This is a genomic window from Streptomyces sp. NPDC060000 (assembly GCF_042737375.1).
Lineage (GTDB): Bacteria > Actinomycetota > Actinomycetes > Streptomycetales > Streptomycetaceae > Streptomyces.
In genome coordinates, this window is record NZ_JBHWUU010000125.1 from 1 (window position 1) to 19,432 (window position 19,432).

17 protein-coding genes and 2 pseudogenes are annotated in these 19,432 nt (G+C 72.7%); 10 read left to right on the top strand and 9 right to left on the bottom strand.

Going from position 1 to position 19,432, the window contains the following annotated elements; translation table 11 throughout:
- The 5 genes and pseudogenes from ACFWBB_RS40160 to ACFWBB_RS40180 form a co-directional block, all read right to left on the bottom strand.
- A pseudogene (locus tag ACFWBB_RS40160) lies at positions 1-505 on the bottom strand (hypothetical protein); the annotation flags it as partial.
- Between the two features lie 219 nt (positions 506-724).
- Positions 725-1,408, bottom strand: coding sequence for a response regulator (locus ACFWBB_RS40165; RefSeq protein WP_385283475.1), 684 nt, complete (start codon positions 1,406-1,408; stop codon positions 725-727).
- On the bottom strand, positions 1,405-2,628 hold the full coding sequence (locus ACFWBB_RS40170) for a sensor histidine kinase (RefSeq protein WP_385283478.1): 1,224 nt from the start codon (positions 2,626-2,628) through the stop codon (positions 1,405-1,407). Before ACFWBB_RS40170 ends, ACFWBB_RS40165 begins: the two co-directional genes overlap by 4 nt.
- 154 nt (positions 2,629-2,782) lie before the next feature.
- Positions 2,783-3,061, bottom strand: coding sequence for a hypothetical protein (locus tag ACFWBB_RS40175; RefSeq protein WP_385283480.1), 279 nt, complete (start codon positions 3,059-3,061; stop codon positions 2,783-2,785).
- A gap of 33 nt (positions 3,062-3,094) precedes the next feature.
- Entirely contained in the window at positions 3,095-3,886 is a 792-nt protein-coding gene (locus ACFWBB_RS40180) for a PspA/IM30 family protein (RefSeq protein WP_385283482.1), read from the bottom strand.
- Positions 3,887-4,183: 297 nt separating this feature from the next.
- Here ACFWBB_RS40180 and ACFWBB_RS40185 point away from each other — a divergent pair, with 297 nt between their 5' ends.
- Positions 4,184-4,780: a DUF3043 domain-containing protein gene (locus tag ACFWBB_RS40185; protein ID WP_385283485.1), complete on the top strand. Its 597-nt coding sequence runs from the start codon at positions 4,184-4,186 to the stop codon at positions 4,778-4,780.
- Positions 4,781-4,863: 83 nt separating this feature from the next.
- Entirely contained in the window at positions 4,864-5,610 is a 747-nt protein-coding gene (locus ACFWBB_RS40190; RefSeq protein WP_385283487.1) for a class I SAM-dependent methyltransferase, read from the top strand.
- Between the two features lie 174 nt (positions 5,611-5,784).
- Here the strand turns inward: ACFWBB_RS40190 and ACFWBB_RS40195 are convergent, their stop codons facing one another.
- Positions 5,785-6,006, bottom strand: a complete 222-nt coding sequence (locus ACFWBB_RS40195; protein ID WP_385283490.1) for a hypothetical protein — start codon at positions 6,004-6,006, stop codon at positions 5,785-5,787.
- A 114-nt stretch (positions 6,007-6,120) separates the two neighbouring features.
- Here ACFWBB_RS40195 and ACFWBB_RS40200 point away from each other — a divergent pair, with 114 nt between their 5' ends.
- Complete coding sequence (locus ACFWBB_RS40200) at positions 6,121-7,344, top strand: bifunctional adenosylcobinamide kinase/adenosylcobinamide-phosphate guanylyltransferase (protein WP_385283493.1); 1,224 nt, start codon at positions 6,121-6,123, stop codon at positions 7,342-7,344.
- Positions 7,345-7,455: 111 nt separating this feature from the next.
- On the opposite strand, the gene ACFWBB_RS40205 is transcribed toward ACFWBB_RS40200, so the two are convergent.
- Positions 7,456-8,355, bottom strand: coding sequence for a class I SAM-dependent methyltransferase (locus tag ACFWBB_RS40205; protein WP_385283496.1), 900 nt, complete (start codon positions 8,353-8,355; stop codon positions 7,456-7,458).
- 149 nt (positions 8,356-8,504) lie between these two features.
- Here ACFWBB_RS40205 and cobT point away from each other — a divergent pair, with 149 nt between their 5' ends.
- The 3 genes and pseudogenes from cobT to ACFWBB_RS40220 form a co-directional block, all read left to right on the top strand.
- Entirely contained in the window at positions 8,505-9,701 is a 1,197-nt protein-coding gene (gene cobT, locus ACFWBB_RS40210; RefSeq protein WP_385283499.1) for a nicotinate-nucleotide--dimethylbenzimidazole phosphoribosyltransferase, read from the top strand.
- 69 nt (positions 9,702-9,770) lie between these two features.
- The gene (locus tag ACFWBB_RS40215; protein ID WP_385283502.1) at positions 9,771-11,498 is read left to right on the top strand and encodes a phosphatidylglycerol lysyltransferase domain-containing protein; all 1,728 of its coding nucleotides are present in this window, start codon (positions 9,771-9,773) and stop codon (positions 11,496-11,498) included.
- Positions 11,495-12,190 (top strand): annotated as a pseudogene (locus tag ACFWBB_RS40220) (hypothetical protein); the annotation flags it as partial. The gene ACFWBB_RS40215 and the pseudogene ACFWBB_RS40220, both read left to right, overlap by 4 nt.
- 363 nt (positions 12,191-12,553) lie before the next feature.
- Here the strand turns inward: ACFWBB_RS40220 and ACFWBB_RS40225 are convergent.
- A complete protein-coding gene (locus ACFWBB_RS40225) occupies positions 12,554-13,318 on the bottom strand; it encodes a hypothetical protein (protein WP_385283504.1) in 765 nt (254 codons plus the stop codon).
- A 67-nt stretch (positions 13,319-13,385) separates the two neighbouring features.
- Here ACFWBB_RS40225 and ACFWBB_RS40230 point away from each other — a divergent pair, with 67 nt between their 5' ends.
- On the top strand, positions 13,386-14,171 hold the full coding sequence (locus ACFWBB_RS40230) for an adenosylcobinamide-GDP ribazoletransferase (RefSeq protein ID WP_385283506.1): 786 nt from the start codon (positions 13,386-13,388) through the stop codon (positions 14,169-14,171).
- A 15-nt stretch (positions 14,172-14,186) separates the two neighbouring features.
- Here ACFWBB_RS40230 and ACFWBB_RS40235 read toward each other — a convergent pair whose 3' ends face one another.
- Positions 14,187-15,047 (bottom strand): endo alpha-1,4 polygalactosaminidase, encoded by an 861-nt coding sequence (locus ACFWBB_RS40235; RefSeq protein WP_385283508.1) that lies wholly within the window; start codon positions 15,045-15,047, stop codon positions 14,187-14,189.
- Between the two features lie 358 nt (positions 15,048-15,405).
- Between ACFWBB_RS40235 and ACFWBB_RS40240 the strand changes: the two genes are divergently transcribed.
- From ACFWBB_RS40240 to ACFWBB_RS40250, 3 genes are all read left to right on the top strand, one after another.
- The gene (locus ACFWBB_RS40240; protein ID WP_385283511.1) at positions 15,406-16,932 is read left to right on the top strand and encodes a leucyl aminopeptidase; all 1,527 of its coding nucleotides are present in this window, start codon (positions 15,406-15,408) and stop codon (positions 16,930-16,932) included.
- Positions 16,933-17,237: 305 nt separating this feature from the next.
- Positions 17,238-18,626: a dihydrolipoyl dehydrogenase gene (gene lpdA, locus ACFWBB_RS40245; protein ID WP_385283514.1), complete on the top strand. Its 1,389-nt coding sequence runs from the start codon at positions 17,238-17,240 to the stop codon at positions 18,624-18,626.
- Positions 18,627-18,697: 71 nt separating this feature from the next.
- A partial coding sequence (locus ACFWBB_RS40250; protein ID WP_385283517.1) for a biotin/lipoyl-containing protein occupies positions 18,698-19,432 on the top strand: 735 nt, incomplete at its 3' end.

Sequence of the window (19,432 nt, forward strand, 5' to 3'; positions counted from 1 at the left end):
CCCCTTCCCCTGTACGAGGGAAGGGGCGTCGGCACGGCAGGGGTCCGGACTCCGGCCGGTTCCGGGGTCTTCTCGCGCTCCGCGGGCTGCCGCTTCGCGGTGACGGTGGCCGTCCGCGCTCAGTCGATGCGGGCCGTCGAGACGGGTCCGTCGACCACCTCACGGTGGCGATTGTCGCCTGGCTTCACCGCGCCCGGGGGGCAGGGCCCGAGCTGGGCGAGCATGCTCGCGGGCCGCGCCGAGGTGATGACGACGTCGCGCTCGGTGCGTCCGGGCCCGCCTTCGTGGCCGTCGTCCCGCGGACCGCCGGGGCGACCGCCGCACCCGGCGTCCGGTCGTCGAAGCCGGCCGCGGCCGCCATGGCGGCCTTGGCGCCGGCCTTGACCGAGGTGCGCGGCACGCTCTGCGAGAGATTGCTGGTCACGTCCGTGACGTCGTCTAGCCCGGCCACGGCCTTACGGACCCGCTCGGCGGCCGTGCGCAGCACATACCCGTCGGCCGCCCTGGGACATGGGTACGGGTCTCGTCCCTGTGAGCGGCAGAAGCGGTGCCGGCGGTGGCGACCGGGTGGCGGTGTGACTCACGAGCCGGGTGCGCCGCGAGTGGCCTCTTCACGCTGGGCCATGCCGGTACGGCGATCCGTACGCTTCGGGTCCATCTGCATATGCCGCGTCCACTGCTGGCGCAGCACGGGAGGGCCGGGCGCAGCACGGGAGGGCCGGGCTCACTCCACCCTCGGACGTACCAGCCCCGACTCGTACGCGATCACCACGAGCTGCGCCCGGTCGCGTGCGCCCAGCTTGGCCATGGCCCGGTTGACGTGCGTCTTCACGGTGAGCGGGCTGACCTCGAGGCGTTCGGCGATGTCGTCGTTGGAGTGGCCGCCTGCCACCTGCACGAGCACCTCGCGCTCGCGCACGGTGAGCGCCTCCAGCCGTGCGGAGCGGGCCGGGTCGTGGTCGTCGTCCGCCGCGCCGCCCTGGGCCAGGAAGCGGGCGATCAGGCCCTTGGTGGCGGTCGGCGAGAGCAGGGCCTCCCCGCCGGCGGCGACCCGGATGGCACTCAGGAGCTCCTCCGGCTCGCTGCCCTTGCCGAGGAAGCCGGAGGCGCCGGCCCGCAGCGACTGCACCACGTAGTCGTCGACCTCGAAGGTCGTCAGGATGACCACCCTGACCTGTGCGAGGGCGGGGTCGGCGGTGATCATCCGGGTCGCGGCGAGACCGTCCGTGCCGGGCATGCGGATGTCCATCAGGACGACGTCGGCGCGCTGCTCCCCGGCCAGTCGGACCGCTTGCGCGCCGTCGGACGCCTCGCCGACCACCTCCATGTCGGGCTCCGAGTCGACGAGCACGCGGAACGCGCTGCGCAGCAGCGCCTGGTCGTCGGCGAGCAGGACACGGATGGTCATGCGCTCTCCCCCGTGGTGGTCGTGCGGGTCTTGACCGGCAGGATCGCATGGACGCGGAAGCCGCCTCCGTAGCGGGGACCGGTGGTGAGGGTGCCGCGCAGGGCGCCGACCCGCTCACGCATGCCGAGCAGACCGTGGCCCCCGCCGGCCGCTGGGGGCGCGCCGTCCGCGGGGCGGCCGTCGTCGAGGACCGTGACCTCGATGTTGGGCCCCACGCGTACGACGCTGACCTCGGCCTTCGCCTCGGATCCCGCGTGTTTCTGGACGTTGGTGAGGGCTTCCTGGATGACCCGGTAGGCGGCCAGGTCGACGGCGGCCGGGAGCTTGGTCTCGTGGTCGGCGCGGGCCACCTCGACCTGGAGACCGGCGTTGCGGAAGGTGTCGGCGAGTTCGTCGAGCCGGTCGAGGCCGGGGGCGGGTTCGGTGGGGGCCTCGGGGTCACCGGACTGACGCAGCAGGCCGACGGTGGCCCGCAGCTCGTTGAGCGCGGAACGGCTGGCCTCGCGGACGTGCGCGAGGGCCTCCTTGGCCTGGTCGGGCCGCTTGTCCATGACGTGCGCGGCGACTCCGGCCTGGACGTTGACCAGGGCGATGTGGTGGGCGACGACGTCGTGCAGGTCGCGGGCGATACGCAGGCGCTCCTCGGCGACCCGGCGGCGGGCCTCTTCCTCCCGGGTGCGTTCCGCACGCTCGGCGCGGTCCCGGATGGCCTGGACGACGGCCCGGCGGCTGCGGACCGCGTCGCCGGCGGTGGCGCCGATGCCGGTCCAGGCGAGGATCCCCAGATTCTCCTGGGCGTACCAGGGCAGCGGTCCGGCCAGCATGGCCGCGCCGGTCAGGATCGTCATGGTGAGCAGGCCCGCGCGCAGGGTGGTGGCGCGGTCGGTGGTGGCCGCGACGGTGAAGAGGGCGATCACGGCGGACATGGCGACGGGGGCGCGGGGGTCGCCGGTGACGGACTCGATCACGGAGGCGGTGCCGGTGAGGGCGAGGACCGTCATGGGGGCGCTGCGGCGGAAGACGAGCGCGACGGCGGAGAGGGTGATCAGCAGCAGGCTGAGCGGGTCAGGGCTGCGGATGCTCCAGCTGACGCCGTGCTCTCCGTGCGGGTCGACGAAGGAGCCGGCCAGCATGCAGAGCAGCACGCCTGCGGCGAGCGCGGCGTCCAGAGCCAGGGGGTGGGCCTGGGCCTTGCCCTCGGCCCGGGAAAGGAGGGTCACTTTTTAGTTGCCGTCGCTTTCCTTGCCGTAGCCGGGGGCGGGCTGCCGCTCGCCCCCGGGCCCCGCTGTCGGCCCTGCACATGGCCTCGTCCTCGAACTCCCCCAGAGGGGGCATCCCCGGACAGGCTGAGGTTGCCGTGACCTGCGCTGAAAGTCAGCCCGGGATCAGACCGTCGTCGCTCAGCATCTCCAGGACCTCGTCCAGACTCGCGTCCGGGGCCGGGAGGATCAGTTCCGAGGGCTCCAGGGCGTCGTCCGGCAGGGGCTCGCCGAGGCGGCGGACGGCGTCCAGGAGGGCGCCGAGGGTGCGGTGGAAGCCGTCCTCGTCACCGCTCTCCATCTCCGCCAGCAGCTCGTCGTCCAGCTTGTTCAGTTCGACGAGATGGGAGTCGGCCAGCGTCCACTGGCCCTCCCCCATGATCCGGACGATCATGTGTCCTCCTCGGCTCCGGTCCCCGGCGCCGGGCTACTGCTTGTCGAAGCGCGGGGTGTCCTGCGGCTGCTGCTGGGACTGCGACTGGCTCGTGCCACCCTCGATGGCCTGCTGGGGGGTGCCCCCGGCGAGCTCGGCCTTCATGCGCTGCAGCTCCAGCTCTACATCCGTACCACCGGAGAGCCGGTCCAGCTCGGCCTGGAGGTCGTCCTTCGCGATGCCCGTCGGGTCGTCCAGGGCGCCGGACGCCATCAGCTCGTCCAGGGCGCCGGCCCGGGCCTGGAGCTGGGCGGTCTTGTCCTCGGCGCGCTGGATGGCCAGGCCCACGTCGCCCATCTCCTCGGAGATGCCGGAGAAGGCCTCGCCGATGCGGGTCTGGGCCTGGGCGGCGGTGTAGGTGGCCTTGATGGTCTCCTTCTTCGTACGGAAGGCGTCCACCTTGGCCTGGAGGCGCTGGGCCGCGAGAGTGAGCTTCTCCTCCTCGCCCTGGAGCGTGGAGTGCTGCGTCTCGAGGTCGGTGACCTGCTGCTGGAGGGCCGCGCGGCGGGAGAGCGCCTCGCGGGCGAGGTCCTCACGGCCGAGCGCGAGCGCCTTGCGGCCCTGGTCCTCCAGCTTGGAGGACTGCGACTGCAGCTGGTTCAGCTGGAGTTCCAGGCGCTTGCGCGAGGTCGCGACGTCGGCCACGCCGCGGCGGACCTTCTGGAGGAGCTCCAGCTGCTTCTGATACGAGTAGTCGAGGGTTTCGCGCGGGTCCTCGGCCCGGTCAAGGGCCTTGTTCGCCTTCGCGCGGAAGATCATCCCCATACGCTTCATGACACCGCTCATGGGCTTCGCGCGCCCCCTTCTGACGTCCAGCTCCAGCTCTGCGACAGAACCCACAGTACGGGCCCTGCATCCATTGACGCACTGTTCGGGGACGGATGCGCTCATCCCCAAGGACGACTGACCAAGACCTTGCTCCGGCGTAGGGAGTAGGTGACCTTCAGGGTGAGCAATAGGTCACCCTGCGCCCCCTCTTCCCCGCTACTGTCCCGGTCTGTCCCTTCTACAGACGACTGGTGTTGCCGGATCGTTCCCCTCCGGGCTGTGGTCCATGCTCGCGAGCGCTTACCCTTGGGTTTTGTGTTCCGAAGCCGTGCCAAGGAAGAGAAGGCCCCCGCCGACAAGGCCGTGGTGACCGACTCCATGCAGCCCCGTGACCCGCAGGCCAAGAAGGGCAGGCCCACGCCCAAGCGCAGTGAGGCCCAGTCCCAGCGCCGCAGCGTCGCCAACACGTCGACGTCCCGCAAGGACGCCGCCAAGCGTCAGCGCAGCGAGCGCCGCGCCCAGCTGGACAGGCAGCGCCAGGCGCTGGCCGGCGGGGACGAGCGGTACCTGCCGGTCCGAGACAAGGGCCCCGTCCGCAAGTTCGCGCGCGAGTTCATCGACTCCCGGTTCAACGTGGCGGAGTTCTTCCTGCCCATGGCCGTGGTCATCCTCGTGCTCAGCATGGTGCGGGTGGGCTCGCTGCAGACCATCGCGCTGCTGCTGTGGCTGATCGTGATCGTGCTGATCGTGCTGGACTCGGTCGTCACGGCCTTCCGGCTGCGCAAGCGGCTCACCGAGCGCTTCCCCGACCAGAACCGGCGGGGCGCGGTGGCCTACGCGCTGATGCGCTCCCTCCAGATGCGTCGGCTCCGGCTGCCGAAGCCGCAGGTCAAGCGTGGAGCGCGGCCCTGAGCACTGCGGCTTTCTCCGGAGGGGCGGCCGAGGCCTGGCTGAACAGGCTGGGTGGGCTGCGCGATGTCGTACGACAGGAGCTGGTGGCCCGGCAGCTCGACGAGCAGATAGTGGGGCGCTACCCGGTGGGGCAGCGGCTGCGCGTGCTCGACGTGGGGATGGGCCAGGGCACGCAGGCGCTGCGGCTGGCCCGGCTCGGGCATCAGGTGACCGGCCTCGAGCGGGACGCGACGATGATCGCCGCGGCCCGGGAGGCGCTGTGCGGGGAGCCCGAGGGCATCCGGGAGCGGATGCGGATCATCGAGGGCGACGGCCGGGACACCGGTGTGCACTTCCTGCCCGGCAGCTTCGACGTGGTGCTGTGCCACGGCGTACTCATGTACGTCGAGGAGCCGGACGCGCTGCTCGCGGGGCTCGCCCGGATGCTGGCCCCGGGCGGGCTGCTGTCCCTCCTGGTGCGCAACGCGGACGCGCTGGCCATGCGGCCGGGGCTGTCCGGTGACTGGGCGGGCGCGCTGGGCGCCTTCGACACCGTCGCGTACCTCCCCCGTTCTCGAATTGACTCGAACGGGGGGACCCCCACCCGGCTGGGTCTCGACGTACGGGCGGACCGGCTGGCGACGCTGACCGGCACGCTCGCCGGGATCGGGGCTCCGCTCCAGGCCTGGTACGGCGTGCGGGTGTTCACGGACACGGCGGCGGACGGGGCGGAGATCCCGCAGGACCCGCAGGAGCGGGAGAGTCTGCTGTCCGCCGAGGCGCGGGCCGGACGAACCGACCCCTACCGGCAGGTGGCGGCCCTGCTGCACCTGTGCGGGGTACGCGGCTGAGCGGTGCGCGGCTGCGGGCTGCGGGCTGCGGGCTGCGGGCTGCGGGCTGCGGGCTGCGGGCTGCGGGCTGCGGGCTGCGGCGCAACCGATATGCGACCGGCCGGTGCGGGGTTCTTCACTCGTCCGGGTGAGTGGTGGCCGGGGTGGCCGTGCGGCGACCACCCCGACGGAGGGCTACGCCTCCTTCACCTCGTTCGCGTGCAGGCTCATCGGGCCGTAGATCTCGGTGGAGTCCTCGAAGAGCCGCACCTGGTCCGCGCCGCCTTCGAGGAGGTCCTTCCAGGCTTCCCCGATCCAGGACTCGGCGTCCCCCTGGGTGGTGAACTCCTCGGGTTCCACCGCGGGTTGGACCTCCGTCCCGTCGGCCTTCTCGAACCGCCACGTCCATGCCGCCATGTACGCCTCCCAGCTGTGACCACGTGCAGAGCAGAAGCCGGATCTTGGTCCGGCTTCTGCTGTGCAGCCTAGTCGGATGCGCAAGACCTGGTCAGACACGCGAAAATCAGCTCCGTGGAAGTCACTCTGCTCGGTACCGGTGCCCCCGCGGGACTGCCCCGCCCCGACTGTCCCTGCGCCGTGTGCGCATCCTCGCTCGGGGCGCACGCGCGGGCGGCGACCGCGCTGCTCGTCGACGGGGCCCTGCTGCTCGATCTGACGCCGGGTGCGGCGTTCGCGGCCGCGCGGGCGGGGCATTCGCTGGGCGGGGTGCGGCAGGTGCTGCTGACGCATCCGCACGACGGGCCTCCGGTGGAGGTGCCGGCCGGGCTGCCGCAGCCCGGCCGGGTGCCGGACGGACGGGAGTTGACGCTGCTGACGGGGCATCGGGTGCGGGCGGTGGCGATGGACGCGCCCGGCACCGGGTACGCGGTGGCCGGCCCGGACGGGCAGCGGTTGCTGTATCTGCCGCCCGGGGGCGCGCCCGCCGGACTCGGGGAGGGGCCGAAGGCCGCCGAGCGCTACGACATGGTCCTGGCGGACCTGGTGGGGCGGCCGGACGCGCTGGCGAAGCTGCGGGCGGTGGGGGCCGTGGGGCCGACGACCGACGTGGTCGCCGTCCATCTGGACCATGACGTGCCGCCCGGCGCGGAGTTGCGGCGGCGGCTGGCGGCGGCCGGGGCGCGGGCGGTGCCGGACGGGTCGACTCTGATCGTGGGGGTGTACGAGGACGTGCCGGACGTGTCGCGGCGGACGCTGGTGCTGGGCGGGGCCCGGTCGGGGAAGTCGGTGGAGGCCGAGCGACGGCTGGAGTCCTTCCCGGACGTGCTGTACGTCGCCACTGGGGGCACCCGGGGCGGCGACACCGAGTGGGCGTCCCGGGTCGCCACGCACCGCGACCGGCGGCCGGGGTCGTGGCGGACCGTGGAGACCTGCGACCTCGTGCCGCTGCTGGCGCAGGACGGCGCGCCCCTGCTGATCGACTGTCTGTCGCTGTGGCTGACGGACGTCATGGACTCCGTCGGGGCGTGGGACGACGCCCAGTGGGCGGACGGCGGCGAGCGGGCACTGCGCTCGCGGGTGGCGGAACTGGCGGAGGCCGTGCGCTCGGCCCGGCGGACCGTCGTACTGGTCTCCAACGAGGTGGGGTCGGGGATCGTGCCGGCCACGGCGTCGGGGCGGCGGTACCGGGACGAGCTGGGACGGCTGAACGCGGCCGTCGCCGCCGAGTGCGAGGAAGTGGTGCTGGTGGTGGCGGGCCAGGCCCTGGTGCTGCGCGGACCGGCAGCCGGCGCCTGACGACCGGTTGCCGCGCGCGGACCCCCCGGCTCACGGGGCCCGGCGCCCGACGGCTCCTGAGGCCGGTTCCCGCGCGCGGGATCCCGGCTCACGGGGGCCGGCGCACGACGGTCACTTGCTGCGGGCGACGACCCGGTACGCGTTCGAGAAACGGGTGCGGCTCAGGGCCGGGGCCAGCAGGTGGTCGAGGGCGGCGGCCAGCGCGGTCAGGGGTCCGGCCGCCCGGCGCAGGCGGGTCCGGTTCAGGTAGAGCGAGGCCGCCGCCGCCAGGTCGTGGGGGGTGTGCGCCGTCCGGCGGTCCGTCACGACGATCTCGCAGCCCTGGGCCTCGAGTTCGGCGCGGAGGTTGGCCGACGGGATCAGGTGGAGGTGGCGGGGCTGGTCGTAGGAGTGCCACCACTTGCCCAGGACGGCCGCGGACGCGCTGGCCGGGTCCGGGAGTTCCAGGAGGAGATGGCCGCCCGGGCGCAGGGCCGTCAGCGCCGCCGCGAGTTCCCGCCTGGGGTCCCGGGTGTGTTCGAGGTGGTGGAGCATGCTGACCACGTCGTAGCGGCCGCGCACACGGGAGAGGACCTCCGGGGCCGTCAGCGCGCCCACGTGGGCTTCCTCGAGCCGGCCCGCCACCCTTGCCCACTCCACCCTCGGGGTCTGGTCCACCCCGTCGAACGCCGTGTAGGTGAACAGCTCCTTCGCCGCCTCGGGGAAGGAGGCGTCCCCCGTGCCCACGTCCAGCCAGCTCTCCGGTTCGGGGAACGGCAGCATCGCCCGGGCCGTCGCCCTGAGCCGCGTGCGATCGGCCCGTTCGTCGGTCTCGGCGCCGTACAGCGCCAGTCCCTCGGCGGTAAGACGCGGGTTCTGGAAGGCGTGCGCGCAGTCCCGGCACTCGTCGACCACGAAGGTGCCCGGTCTGCGGTGGCGCAGATCCGGTGCGCGCAACCGGGTGCGCAGGCACTTCGAGCCGCACCAGGGGCAGTCGTCTCTGCGCGGCTCGTGGACGGGCCTGGGGGGCATGAGCGGCTCCGGGGATGACATCGAGAGCGAACGACAATCAGCGGCAAAACGGAACGTATGGGATACCGATCTTGGGTGCAATGACGTCACGCGGGTGTGGTGGCGATCTGGCGCCGAACCGTTCGATCGGTGCCGGTACTGTTCGGCGAATGAGCTCGCTTAATCTCGACGACTTCACCGATCTGATCGAGCGCCCCGACGGCGGCGTGCGCCGCGACGCGGAGGCGCGCCGGGACCGTCAGATCGTGCCGCCCGGAGCGCTGGGGCGCCTGGACGAGCTGGGTGAGTGGCTGGCGGCGGCGCAGGGCTCGGCGCCCGTGCGTCCGGTCGAGCGGCCGCGGGTGGTGCTGTTCGCCGGCGACCACGGCATCGCCGAGCTCGGCGTCTCCGCCCGGCCGGCGGGCAGCGCCTCGGAGTTGGTGCGCGAGGTCATCGAGGGCGGCCGTCCGGTCTCCGTGCTCGCCCGCCGCCTCGGCGTGCCCGTGCGGATCGTGGACATGGCGCTGGACTGCGAGCCGGACGTGTTCCCGCAGGACGTCGTACGGCACCGGGTGCGGCGCGGCAGCGGCCGTATCGACATCGAGGACGCGCTGACGCTCGAGGAGGCCGAGGCGGCCTTCCTGGCGGGCGTGGCCGTCGCCGACGAGGAGGCCGACTCCGGTACGGATCTGGTCGTGCTCGGCGACATCAGCGTCGGCGGGACGACGGCCGCGGGTGTGCTGGTGGCCGCGCTGTGCGGGACCGACGCGTCCGTGGTGACCGGGCGGGGCGGGGAGGCGATCGACGACCTGGCGTGGATGCGCAAGTGCGCCGCCGTCCGGGACGCGCTCAGGCGGGCACGGCCGGTGCTCGGGGAGCAGTTGCAGCTGCTGGCGACGGTGGGCGGGGCCGACCTGGCCGCCATGACGGGCTTTCTGCTCCAGTGCGCGGTACGGAAGTTGCCCGTCGTCCTGGACGGTGTCGTGGCGGCCGCCTGCGCGCTGGTCGGGCAGCGGATCGCGTTCCGGGCGCCGGACTGGTGGCTGGCCGCGCACAAGAGCGGTGAACCGGGACAGGCGAAGGCACTCGACCGGATGGCCCTGGAACCGCTGCTGGACCAGGGCGTGAAGGTCGGAGAGGGCGCCGGGGCACTGCTCGCGCTCCCGCTGGTACAGGCCGCGGCCGCACTGGCGGCAGAGCTCCCCGAGAAGCCCGAGACCGCTGACGAGAAGACCGGGACCCCCGACGAGGAGTCCGTGACCTCGGAGGACGGGACCGGCGGTTCCGCGGAGGAAACGGGGAGTCCCGAGGAGCGGACCCTGGGTTCCGAGGAGGAACCGGAGGAGCGTCAACCGGAGGAGCGTTAAAGGGACAAGAAGGGACAGGCGGCGCCAAAAGAGCGGTTTCCCTGAAGTGCACCCATATGATCACCGCTCATGGGCAACACCCGGGGCGCCGCCGCCTTCGCCGTCTGGTACCTGCGTGCCGTCGCGTTCGTCAACTTCCTCAGTGCGGTGTGGGTCTCCCTGGGGCAGGACGTGCGCCGGCACAACCAGGAGAACTTCTTCACGCCGTACCTGCTGACGGCCGGCTTCGCCTCCGGCGTCTTCACGGCGTTCCTCGCCATCACGATGCGGCGGCGCAAACGGGCCGCCTGGATCCTGAACCTCGGTCTGAGCGGGGCGTTCCTGGGGCTGTTCGCGCTGGCCATGGCGTTCCCGGAGGTCCGGCGGTATCCGCAGAACTGGGTCTCGCTGGCGCTGACCGCCGCCTTCGTCGTGGCGTTGCTCGCCGGGCGGCGGGAGTTCTACGCGAAGGGCGACCGGTCCAACCCGCGGCTCGCCGCGGCCGTCGGCGCGGGCGGGCTGCTGGGCACCTCGCTGCTGGCCGCGCTGCTGGTGACGGTCACCAACCGGGCGTCCGCCCCCTCCACCTTCCTCGAACGCTGGCGCTACGGCGCCCTGCGGCTGGTGTCCGTCGCCGCCGACGACTACCGCGTCCCCGGGATCGCTCCGCCCACCTGGGTCGATGTCGCCGTCAACGTGCTGAGCACGGCGCTCGTCCTCGCCGTGCTGTACGCCGCCTTCCGTTCCCGGCGGGCCGTCGACCCGCTCACCGAGAACGACGAGAAACGGCTCCGGGAGCTTCTCGACCTGCACGGTGAGCGGGACTCCCTCGGCTACTTCGCGCTGCGCCGGGAGAAGAGCGTGTGCTGGTCGCCGACCGGGAAGGCCGCCGTCGCCTACCGCGTCGTCGGCGGGGTGTCGCTCGCCTCCGGGGACCCGCTCGGAGATCCGGAGGCGTGGCCGGGGGCGATCGGGCCGTGGCTCGCCGAGGCGCGGGCGCACGGGTGGATCCCGGCGGTGATGGGTGCGAGCGAGGAGGCCGGGACCGTGTACGCGCGGCACGGCCTCGACGCGCTGGAGCTCGGGGACGAGGCTCTGGTCGAGGTCGCCGAGTTCACCCTCGAGGGGCGGGCCATGCGCACCGTCCGCCAGGCCTGCAACCGGGTCCGGCGGGCCGGGTACACGGTGCGGCTGCGACGGCACGAGGACATCCCGGCCGACGAGATGGCGTACCTGCTGCGGCGCGCCGACGACTGGCGCGACGGGGCGACCGAGCGCGGGTTCAGCATGGCGCTCGGTCGCCTGGGGGACCCGGAGGACGGGCGCTGCGTGATGCTGGAGTGCTCCGACGCAGACGGCGAACTGCGGGCTCTGCTCTCCTTCGTGCCCTGGGGACCGCACGGGCTGTCCCTCGACCTGATGCGGCGGGACCGCGACTGCGACAACGGGCTGATGGAGTTCATGGTCATCGAGCTGCTCCGGCGCGCCCGCGAGACCGGGGAGCTCGGGATCACCCAGGTCTCGCTGAACTTCGCGGTGTTCCGCGCGGTCTTCGAAAGGGGCGCGCGGCTCGGCGCCGGGCCGGTGCTGAGGTTGTGGCGGTCGCTGCTCAGCTTCTTCTCCCGCTGGTGGCAGATCGAGTCGCTGTACCGCGCCAACGCCAAGTACCGGCCCATCTGGGAGCCCCGTTTCCTGCTCTTCGAGAAGAGCGCGGACCTGCCCCGCATCGGTATCGCGTCGGCGCGGGCGGAGGGGTTCCTGGAGGCGCCGGGGCTGCCGAAGTGGCTGCAACGGGGGCACCTGGAGACCCACCGGTGAAGAAGGTCGTCCGCCGGGCCCGCGCCGAATGGGGGCCGCTGTACGAGACCGCGCGCTCCTCCTTGGCGGGGCGGCGGTGGCGGGCGGTCCCGATGACCCTGGGGGCGGTGTGTCTGACGTCGGTGGCCCAGGTCGTGCAGAACCAGTCGTGGGGCTATCGGCCGGTCCAGGACATCGGAGCGGTACGGGCCGCGGATCCCCTGTGGCTCGCCCTGCTGCGCACCCCGGTCTCCCTGTTCGTGCCCGCGCTGGACCTGCCGGTCTGGGGCGCCCTCGCACAGATCCTGCTGGTGTTCGGGATCGCGGAGCTCTGCCTGGGCTGGTGGCGGACCCTCGGCATCGCCTATGCGGCCACGCTCGCCGGCACGCTGTACGCGCGTGTGGGCATCGCCCTCGGCCCCGGGAGCCCGTTCGGACTGCCCGCCGCCGACGCCCGGATCGTCGACACCGGCCCGTCGGCGGCCGTGGTCGGCCTCGCGGTGTTCCTGGGCTGGCGCTACCGCGCCTACGTGACGGCGGCGGCGGTGATCGTCGCGATAGTGGCCGAGGTCCTGCTGAAGAACAACCTGGCGGGCAAGGAGCACCTGGCGGCGATCGCGGCGGTACTGGTGCTGTGCGCGGCGGGCGAATCCCGCGGCCACGGCACCCGAACGCGCCGACGCCCCGCCCGGGGAACAGGGGCCGGCACCGGTCCGCGACTCCACCGAGTGCCACGACGCGCCGCCGGCTCCTGGCTCCGCCGAGGGGCGGGAGGCAACACCGGCCTGAGGCCGGCCGCCAGGCGGGAGGCAACGCCGACTCGCGGCTCGGCCACCGAGCGGAGGGCGCCGGCTCGCGGCTCGGCCACCGGGCGGGAGGCGCCGCCTGCTCCTGGCTCCGCCGAGGGGCGGGAGGCAACACCGGCCTGAGGCCGGCCCCCAGGCGGGAGGCGACCCCGGCTCGCGGCTCGGCCACCGAGCGGAGGGCGACGCCGGGTGGCGGTTCTGTCGAGGGGGGCGGACGGTGAGGTTCCTGGTTCGGCGTGTGGCGCGCGCGGCCGCCGCGGAGCGGGGTTCTCAGTCGCGTTCTTCGGACCGAGCCAGCTCCGCGGTCGTCTTTCCGCCCAGCCAGTCCCCCACCATCCGCCGTGGCCCCGCCCAGCGGCGGTCGTGGTGGTAGGCCCGTAGCACCGCCTTCGCCCGGGCCCGCGGCCGGCGCCGGTAGAACCGGCGTGCCCACGGCGAGCCGGGCCGGGCCAGCCGTACCAGGCCCACCAGCCCCAGGAACGGGATGAAGACACTGAACACGGCCATCTTGGCCTTGCCCTTGCTCAGCACGGCCAGGAAGAACAGGAAGTTGAGCACGACGGTCGAGATGACGCTCCCCCTGTCCTGGAGCTCCTCCTGGCTCATGTCGTTGACACCGAACGGCGCGAAACCCACCAACAGCAGTCCGACCAGCGCCGCCGTCAGGACCACGGCCTCCACGCTCTTGCGGCCCGCCTCGGTCCAGTACACGTCGTCGAGGTGCAGGATCAGCGCGAACTCGTCGAGGACCAGGCCGGTTCCGATGCCGAAGACCACCGCGAAGGCGACCGCCCCGAAGCCGTGCCGGCCGCTCGCCACCGCGCCGAAACCGCCCGCGACGGTCAGGACCACGCCGGGGACCACGTGGTGGATGTGCACCCCGCCGGAGCTGATGTTGCCGAAGGGACCCCTGCCCGCCCGGATGAGGCGCGTGATGACCCGGGTGACCAGGAAGGTGAGCACGAACGCGGTCAGGGCGACGAGCAGCGGGATCTTCCCCGGTTCGACGATGCTGCGCTGCACCCACTGGCCCATGCCGCCAGTCTCTCCGGGCGCGGGGCTCGCTGCCTCGTGGGTGGGGCGTCCGGGCTAGTCTGCCGCGGTGTCCACGACCTCGCCCTTCGACGGCCTCCGCTTCGCCTTCGGCACCCTCACCGTGCTCCCGGTCCAGGTGACCCGCTGGGACCGGGAGGCCGCACGCGGGGGCATGCTGACCGCCCCCGTGGCCGGACTGGTCGTCGGCGGCTGCGCGGCCGGGCTCGGTCTGCTGCTGCTGTACCTGGGCGCGAGCCCGCCGCTCGCCGCGGTGGCCTCCGCCGCCGTGCCCGCCGTCCTCACCCGCGGTCTGCACCTCGACGGCCTGGCCGACACCGCGGACGGTCTCGGCAGCGGCAAGCCCGCCGAGGACGCGCTGCGGATCATGAAGCAGTCCGACATCGGCCCGTTCGGCGTGCTCACGCTGGTTCTCGTACTGCTCGCCCAGGTCGCCGCGCTGACGCAGCTCTACGGCGCCTCCTGGGCGCGGGGCGCGCTGGCCGCCGTCGTCTCGGCGGTCGCCGCCCGTCTCGCGCTGACCCTGGCGGCACGCGCCGGGGTGCCGGCCGCGCGGCCGGAGGGGCTCGGGGCGGCGGTGGCCGGTGTGGTCCCGGTGCGGGGCGCGGTGCTCACCGCCGGCGTCGTCACGCTGGCGGCGGCGGGCGTGGGAGCGTGGTTCGGACCGTACGACGCCGCCCGTACGGCGCTGGCGGTCCTCGGCGCCCTCGCCGTCGCCGAACTCCTCCTGCGGCACTGCACGCGCCGTTTCGGCGGGGTCACCGGGGACGTGTTCGGCGGCCTGGCGGAGACGGCGGCGACCACCGCGCTCCTGGTGCTCTGCCTGGGGCGTTGAAGAGGCTGGATCGGCCTAGCACGCCTCGCGCCAGGCCCCGAGCTCGTACTTCTTCAGCAGTGAACTCAGCTTCCGGCGGCGGGAGTCGGCGCAGAACTCGCTCGTGGGGAGTTCGTACTCGACGTGGAAGACGGCCTTGCCCGCCGCGATGAAGGGGGTCAGCTCCTCGCACTCGTCGTACTGGGCGCACTGTTCGTTGACCGCGAAGTCGAAGTCGCCGACGAGTTCGGGGATCTGACCGAGGTCGTTCTTCAGGCCGACCGACAGGCCCCGTTCATGGGCGAGCCCGGCGATGAGCCGGTTGTAGCGGAGCTGGTCGGCGGCCTTGACGGGGAAGCCCGTGGAGTTCTTGTAGCCGTCCATGTTGTCCGGCTCGACCGCGTCGAACCCCTTGGCGCGGCACATGTCGAGACGGGCCGCCATCAGGGGTTCCAGAACGTCCAACGCACGGATGTCGAGCCAGCGTTCGCCCTTCCAGCCGTTGTCCTCGCCGATCACCGACCTGGGGAACTTCTCCGCGTCCGGACGCCAGTCCTCCCAGGCGCCGGTGGAGAGGTAGCAGATGACCTTGCGGCCGTCGTCGTGCAGGCCGGCGACCGTGGCCGCGGTGTGGTCGAAGCCGTCGATGTCGTAGACCGGCACGTCGACGGCGGTGTCCAGACGACCGCTCAGCTGCCACTGCCAGTCGGTGCCGGGGGCCGGCTGCCAGCGTTTCCCGGCCGACGGCTCGCCACCGTCCGTTCTCCCGTCCGGCGTTGCGTCCGACGTCCTGCCGGAAGCTGCGCCCGACGTGCCGTCCGGTCCGCCGTCCGGTGCGGAGGCGCAGCCCGCGAGCGGCAGGGCGAGGAGGGACAGCAGCAGGATCGGTCGTCTCACCGGGCGGGCTCCAAATGTGCGGTGACGTACCCGCCGATGATCGCCCATGGCGTCGCACCGCGTACCGGCACCCCGTCCCCGCGCCCCGACGACCCGCCAGGTGTGGCCCGGTTCACGGAGTGCGAGGATCGGGACGTGGCCACGACGCCACCGACAGGTGAACACTTGCGTGCATGAGTGAACGCACACGCACGCGTACGCTCGTTCCGGGATTCGCCCCGCCGGTCCGCCGCGCCGGTGAGGCACACCCCCGGATACGACCGCACCGACGACCCGGTTCTAGGGTCGGCAGTCGGGCCCGGTCGACCCACACACTCCGGCCACCGCAACTCCACATCGGAAGCGAGATTTCACCACCGTGACTGCTCTCACTCTCAGCACCGCCGCGGCGCCGGGCCTCCGGGCCGACGCGATCGTGATCGGGGTCGCCAAGGGCGCGAAAGGCCCGATCGTTGCCCCAGGCGCCGAAGCCGTCGACAAGGCCTACGACGGCCGGCTCGCCGGCATCCTCGAAACCCTCGGTGCCTCCGGCGCCGAGGGCGAGGTGACCAAGCTGCCCGCCCCGGCCGGTTTCAAGGCACCGCTCGTGCTCGCGGTGGGGCTCGGCACGGAGCCCGAGAAGGACGCCGGCTTCGACCCGGAGGCGCTGCGCAGGGCGGCCGGCTCGGCCGCCCGCACCCTCACCGGCTCCAAGAAGGCCGTCTTCGCCCTGCCGGTGACCGACGCCGCGGACCTCGGCGCGATCGCCGAGGGCGTGGTGCTCGGCGCATACTCCTTCGACGCCTACAAGCACAACGGCAACGATGCCAGGGCCAAGAACGGCAAGGCACCGCTCGCCGAGGCCGCCCTGCTCGGCGGGAAGCCGCGCGACGCCGTCCACAAGGCCGCGCTGCTGCGTGCCGCCGCCGTCGGCGAGGAGCTCAACCGCGCCCGCGACCTGATCAACATGCCGCCGAACGACCTCGACCCCGAGGCGTTCGCCGCTCTCGCCCAGACGGCGGCCAAGGAGCACGGCATCAAGGTGCAGGTGCTCGACGAGAAGGCCCTCACCAAGGGCGGCTACGGCGGCATCCTCGGCGTCGGCGCCGGCTCGGCCTCCGCCCCGCGCCTGGTGAAGCTGTCGTACACCTCCTCCAAGGCGAAGAAGACCCTCGCCTTCGTCGGCAAGGGCATCACCTACGACTCGGGCGGCATCTCGCTGAAGCCGGCCGGGCACAACGAGACGATGAAGTGCGACATGAGCGGTGCGGCGGCGGTCTTCGCCGCGGTCGTCGCCGCCGCGCGGCTCGGGCTCGAGGTGAACGTCACCGGCTGGCTGGCGCTGGCCGAGAACATGCCGTCCGGCTCCGCCACCCGCCCGGGTGACGTGCTGCGCATGTACAGCGGCAAGACCGTCGAGGTCCTCAACACGGACGCCGAGGGCCGGCTGGTCCTCGCGGACGCGCTGTGGGCGGCCTCCGCGGAGAAGCCGGACGCGATCGTCGACGTCGCGACCCTGACCGGCGCGATGATGCTGGCGCTGGGCAGCCGGACCTTCGGCATCATGGCGAACGACGACGCCTTCCGCACCACGCTGCACGAGGCCGCCGAGGAGGTCGGTGAGCCGGCGTGGCCGATGCCGCTGCCGGAGCACCTGCGCAAGGGCATGGACTCCACGGTCGCGGACATCGCGAACATGGGTGAGCGGATGGGCGGCGGGCTGGTAGCCGGTCTCTTCCTGCGCGAGTTCGTGGGCGAGGGGATCACCTGGGCGCACCTGGACATCGCCGGGCCGGCGTTCAACGAGGGCGGCCCGTTCGGCTACACGCCGAAGGGCGGTACCGGTACGGCGGTGCGGACGCTGGTGCGGCTGGCCGAGCTGACCGCCTCCGGCGACCTCGGCTAGTCCCTCCAGGAGGGGGACTGTGCGCCTGATCACTCGGGCCCGACCGTCAGGTGGCGGGTGCGGGGCCGAATGTGGCCGGTTCGCGCAGTTCCCCGCACCCCTGGGCGGGGCCGGTCCCCCATGTCACAAGTGAGCGTGGGGTGTCTCACACCCCGGCCCCGCGTCTCGTTCGCCTCCCGCAAGTGCGAAGATGGGCCTCGGCAGGACAGGGCCCCCACCACAGGGCCGAAGAAAGAGCGGCCGGACACCAGCCGCCGGCGGTCAGCGACGACCGGCGCACGGCGCACATGCATGGAGGACGTGACGTGGCGAACGACGCCAGCACCGTTTTCGACCTAGTGATCCTCGGCGGTGGTAGTGGCGGTTACGCCGCGGCCCTGCGCGGGGCGCAGCTGGGACTGGACGTCGCCCTGATCGAGAAGGACAAGGTCGGCGGCACCTGCCTGCACCGGGGTTGCATCCCCACCAAGGCCCTGCTCCACGCGGGCGAGATCGCCGACCAGGCCCGCGAGAGCGAGCAGTTCGGCGTCAAGGCCACCTTCGAGGGCATCGACGTCCCCGCCGTCCACAAGTACAAGGACGGTGTCATCTCCGGCCTGTACAAGGGGCTTCAGGGGCTGATCGCCTCCCGAAAGGTGACGTACATCGAGGGCGAGGGCCGCCTGTCCTCCCCGACCTCCGTCGACGTGAACGGGCAGCGGGTCCAGGGCCGCCATGTGCTGCTCGCGACCGGCTCCGTGCCGAAGTCGCTGCCGGGCCTGGAGATCGACGGCAACCGGATCATCTCCTCGGACCACGCCCTGGTCCTGGACCGCGTCCCGAAGTCCGCGATCATCCTGGGCGGCGGCGTCATCGGCGTCGAGTTCGCCTCGGCGTGGAAGTCCTTCGGCTCCGAAGTGACGGTCATCGAGGGTCTGAAGCACCTCGTCCCGGTCGAGGACGAGAACTCCTCCAAGCTTCTTGAGCGCGCCTTCCGCAAGCGCGGCATCAAGTTCAACCTGGGCACCTTCTTCTCCAAGGCCGAGTACACCGCCGACGGCGTCAAGGTCACGCTGGCCGACGGCAAGGAGTTCGAGGCCGAGGTCCTGCTCGTCGCGGTGGGCCGCGGGCCCGTCTCCGCCGGTCTCGGCTACGAGGAGCAGGGCGTCACGACGGACCGCGGTTACGTTCTGGTCGACGAGTACATGCGGACGAACGTCCCGACCATCTCCGCCGTCGGCGACCTGGTCCCGACGCTCCAGCTCGCGCACGTCGGCTTCGCCGAGGGCATGCTGGTCGCGGAGCGTCTGGCCGGCCAGAAGGTCGTCCCGATCGACTACGACGGTGTCCCCCGGGTGACGTACTGCCACCCCGAGGTCGCCTCCGTGGGCATCACCGAGGCCAAGGCCAAGGAGATCTACGGCGCGGACAAGGTCGTCGCTCTGAAGTACAACCTCGCGGGCAACGGCAAGAGCAAGATCCTCAACACCGCGGGCGAGATCAAGCTCGTCCAGGTGAAGGACGGTGCCGTGGTCGGCGTCCACATGGTCGGCGACCGCATGGGCGAGCAGGTCGGCGAAGCCCAGCTGATCTACAACTGGGAGGCGCTGCCCGCCGAGGTCGCGCAGCTCATCCACGCCCACCCGACGCAGAACGAGGCGCTCGGCGAGGCCCACCTGGCCCTGGCGGGCAAGCCGCTGCACTCGCACGACTGACTTAACCCTCGGTCGTAACACGTCGAAGCGACGACCCAGACTTCCGCAATCGTTAAGGAGCAACCGAAACCATGGCGGTTTCCGTAACCCTTCCGGCGCTCGGCGAGAGCGTCACCGAGGGCACTGTCACCCGCTGGCTGAAGGCCGAGGGTGAGCGTGTAGAGGCCGACGAGCCGCTGCTCGAGGTGTCGACCGACAAGGTCGACACCGAGATCCCCTCCCCCGCCGCCGGCATCCTGGCCTCCATCAAGGTCGCCGAGGACGAGACGGTCGAGGTCGGCGCCGAGCTGGCCGTCATCGACGACGGCACCGGCGCTGCCGCCGCCGCTCCGGCTCCGGCCACCGAGGAGGTCGCACCGGCTCCCGAGCCGGCCGCGGCCGCGCCCTCCACCGAGCAGGAGGCCCCGGCCCCGGCTCCCACCGCCGAGGCCGCCACCGGCGGCGGCTCCGCCGAGGGCACGGACGTCGTCCTGCCCGCGCTCGGCGAGTCCGTCACCGAGGGCACCGTCACCCGCTGGCTGAAGCAGGTCGGCGAGGAGGTCACCGAGGACGAGCCGCTGCTCGAGGTCTCGACCGACAAGGTCGACACCGAGATCCCGGCGCCCGTCTCCGGTGTGCTGCTCGAGATCACGGTCGGCGAGGACGAGACCGCCGAGGTCGGCGCCAAGCTCGCCGTCATCGGCGCCCCGGGCGCGGCTCCGGCCGCTGCCCCGGCCCCCGCCGCTCCGGCTCCCGCCCCCGCCGCCGCTGCCCCGGCTCCCGCCCCGGCCCCGGCTCCGGCCGCCCCCGCCCCGGCTCCGGCGCCC

Excerpts from the sequence above, each read along its gene's own strand:
- ACFWBB_RS40165 (WP_385283475.1), bottom strand. The coding sequence starts at position 1,408 with ATGACCATCCGTGTCCTGCTCGCCGACGACCAGGCGCTGCTGCGCAGC.
- ACFWBB_RS40175 (WP_385283480.1), bottom strand. The coding sequence starts at position 3,061 with ATGATCGTCCGGATCATGGGGGAGGGCCAGTGGACGCTGGCCGACTCC.
- ACFWBB_RS40180 (WP_385283482.1), bottom strand. The coding sequence starts at position 3,886 with ATGAGCGGTGTCATGAAGCGTATGGGGATGATCTTCCGCGCGAAGGCG.
- ACFWBB_RS40195 (WP_385283490.1), bottom strand. The coding sequence starts at position 6,006 with ATGGCGGCATGGACGTGGCGGTTCGAGAAGGCCGACGGGACGGAGGTC.
- ACFWBB_RS40205 (WP_385283496.1), bottom strand. The coding sequence starts at position 8,355 with ATGCCCCCCAGGCCCGTCCACGAGCCGCGCAGAGACGACTGCCCCTGG.
- cobT (WP_385283499.1), top strand. The coding sequence starts at position 8,505 with ATGAGCTCGCTTAATCTCGACGACTTCACCGATCTGATCGAGCGCCCC.
- ACFWBB_RS40215 (WP_385283502.1), top strand. The coding sequence starts at position 9,771 with ATGGGCAACACCCGGGGCGCCGCCGCCTTCGCCGTCTGGTACCTGCGT.
- ACFWBB_RS40225 (WP_385283504.1), bottom strand. The coding sequence starts at position 13,318 with ATGGGCCAGTGGGTGCAGCGCAGCATCGTCGAACCGGGGAAGATCCCG.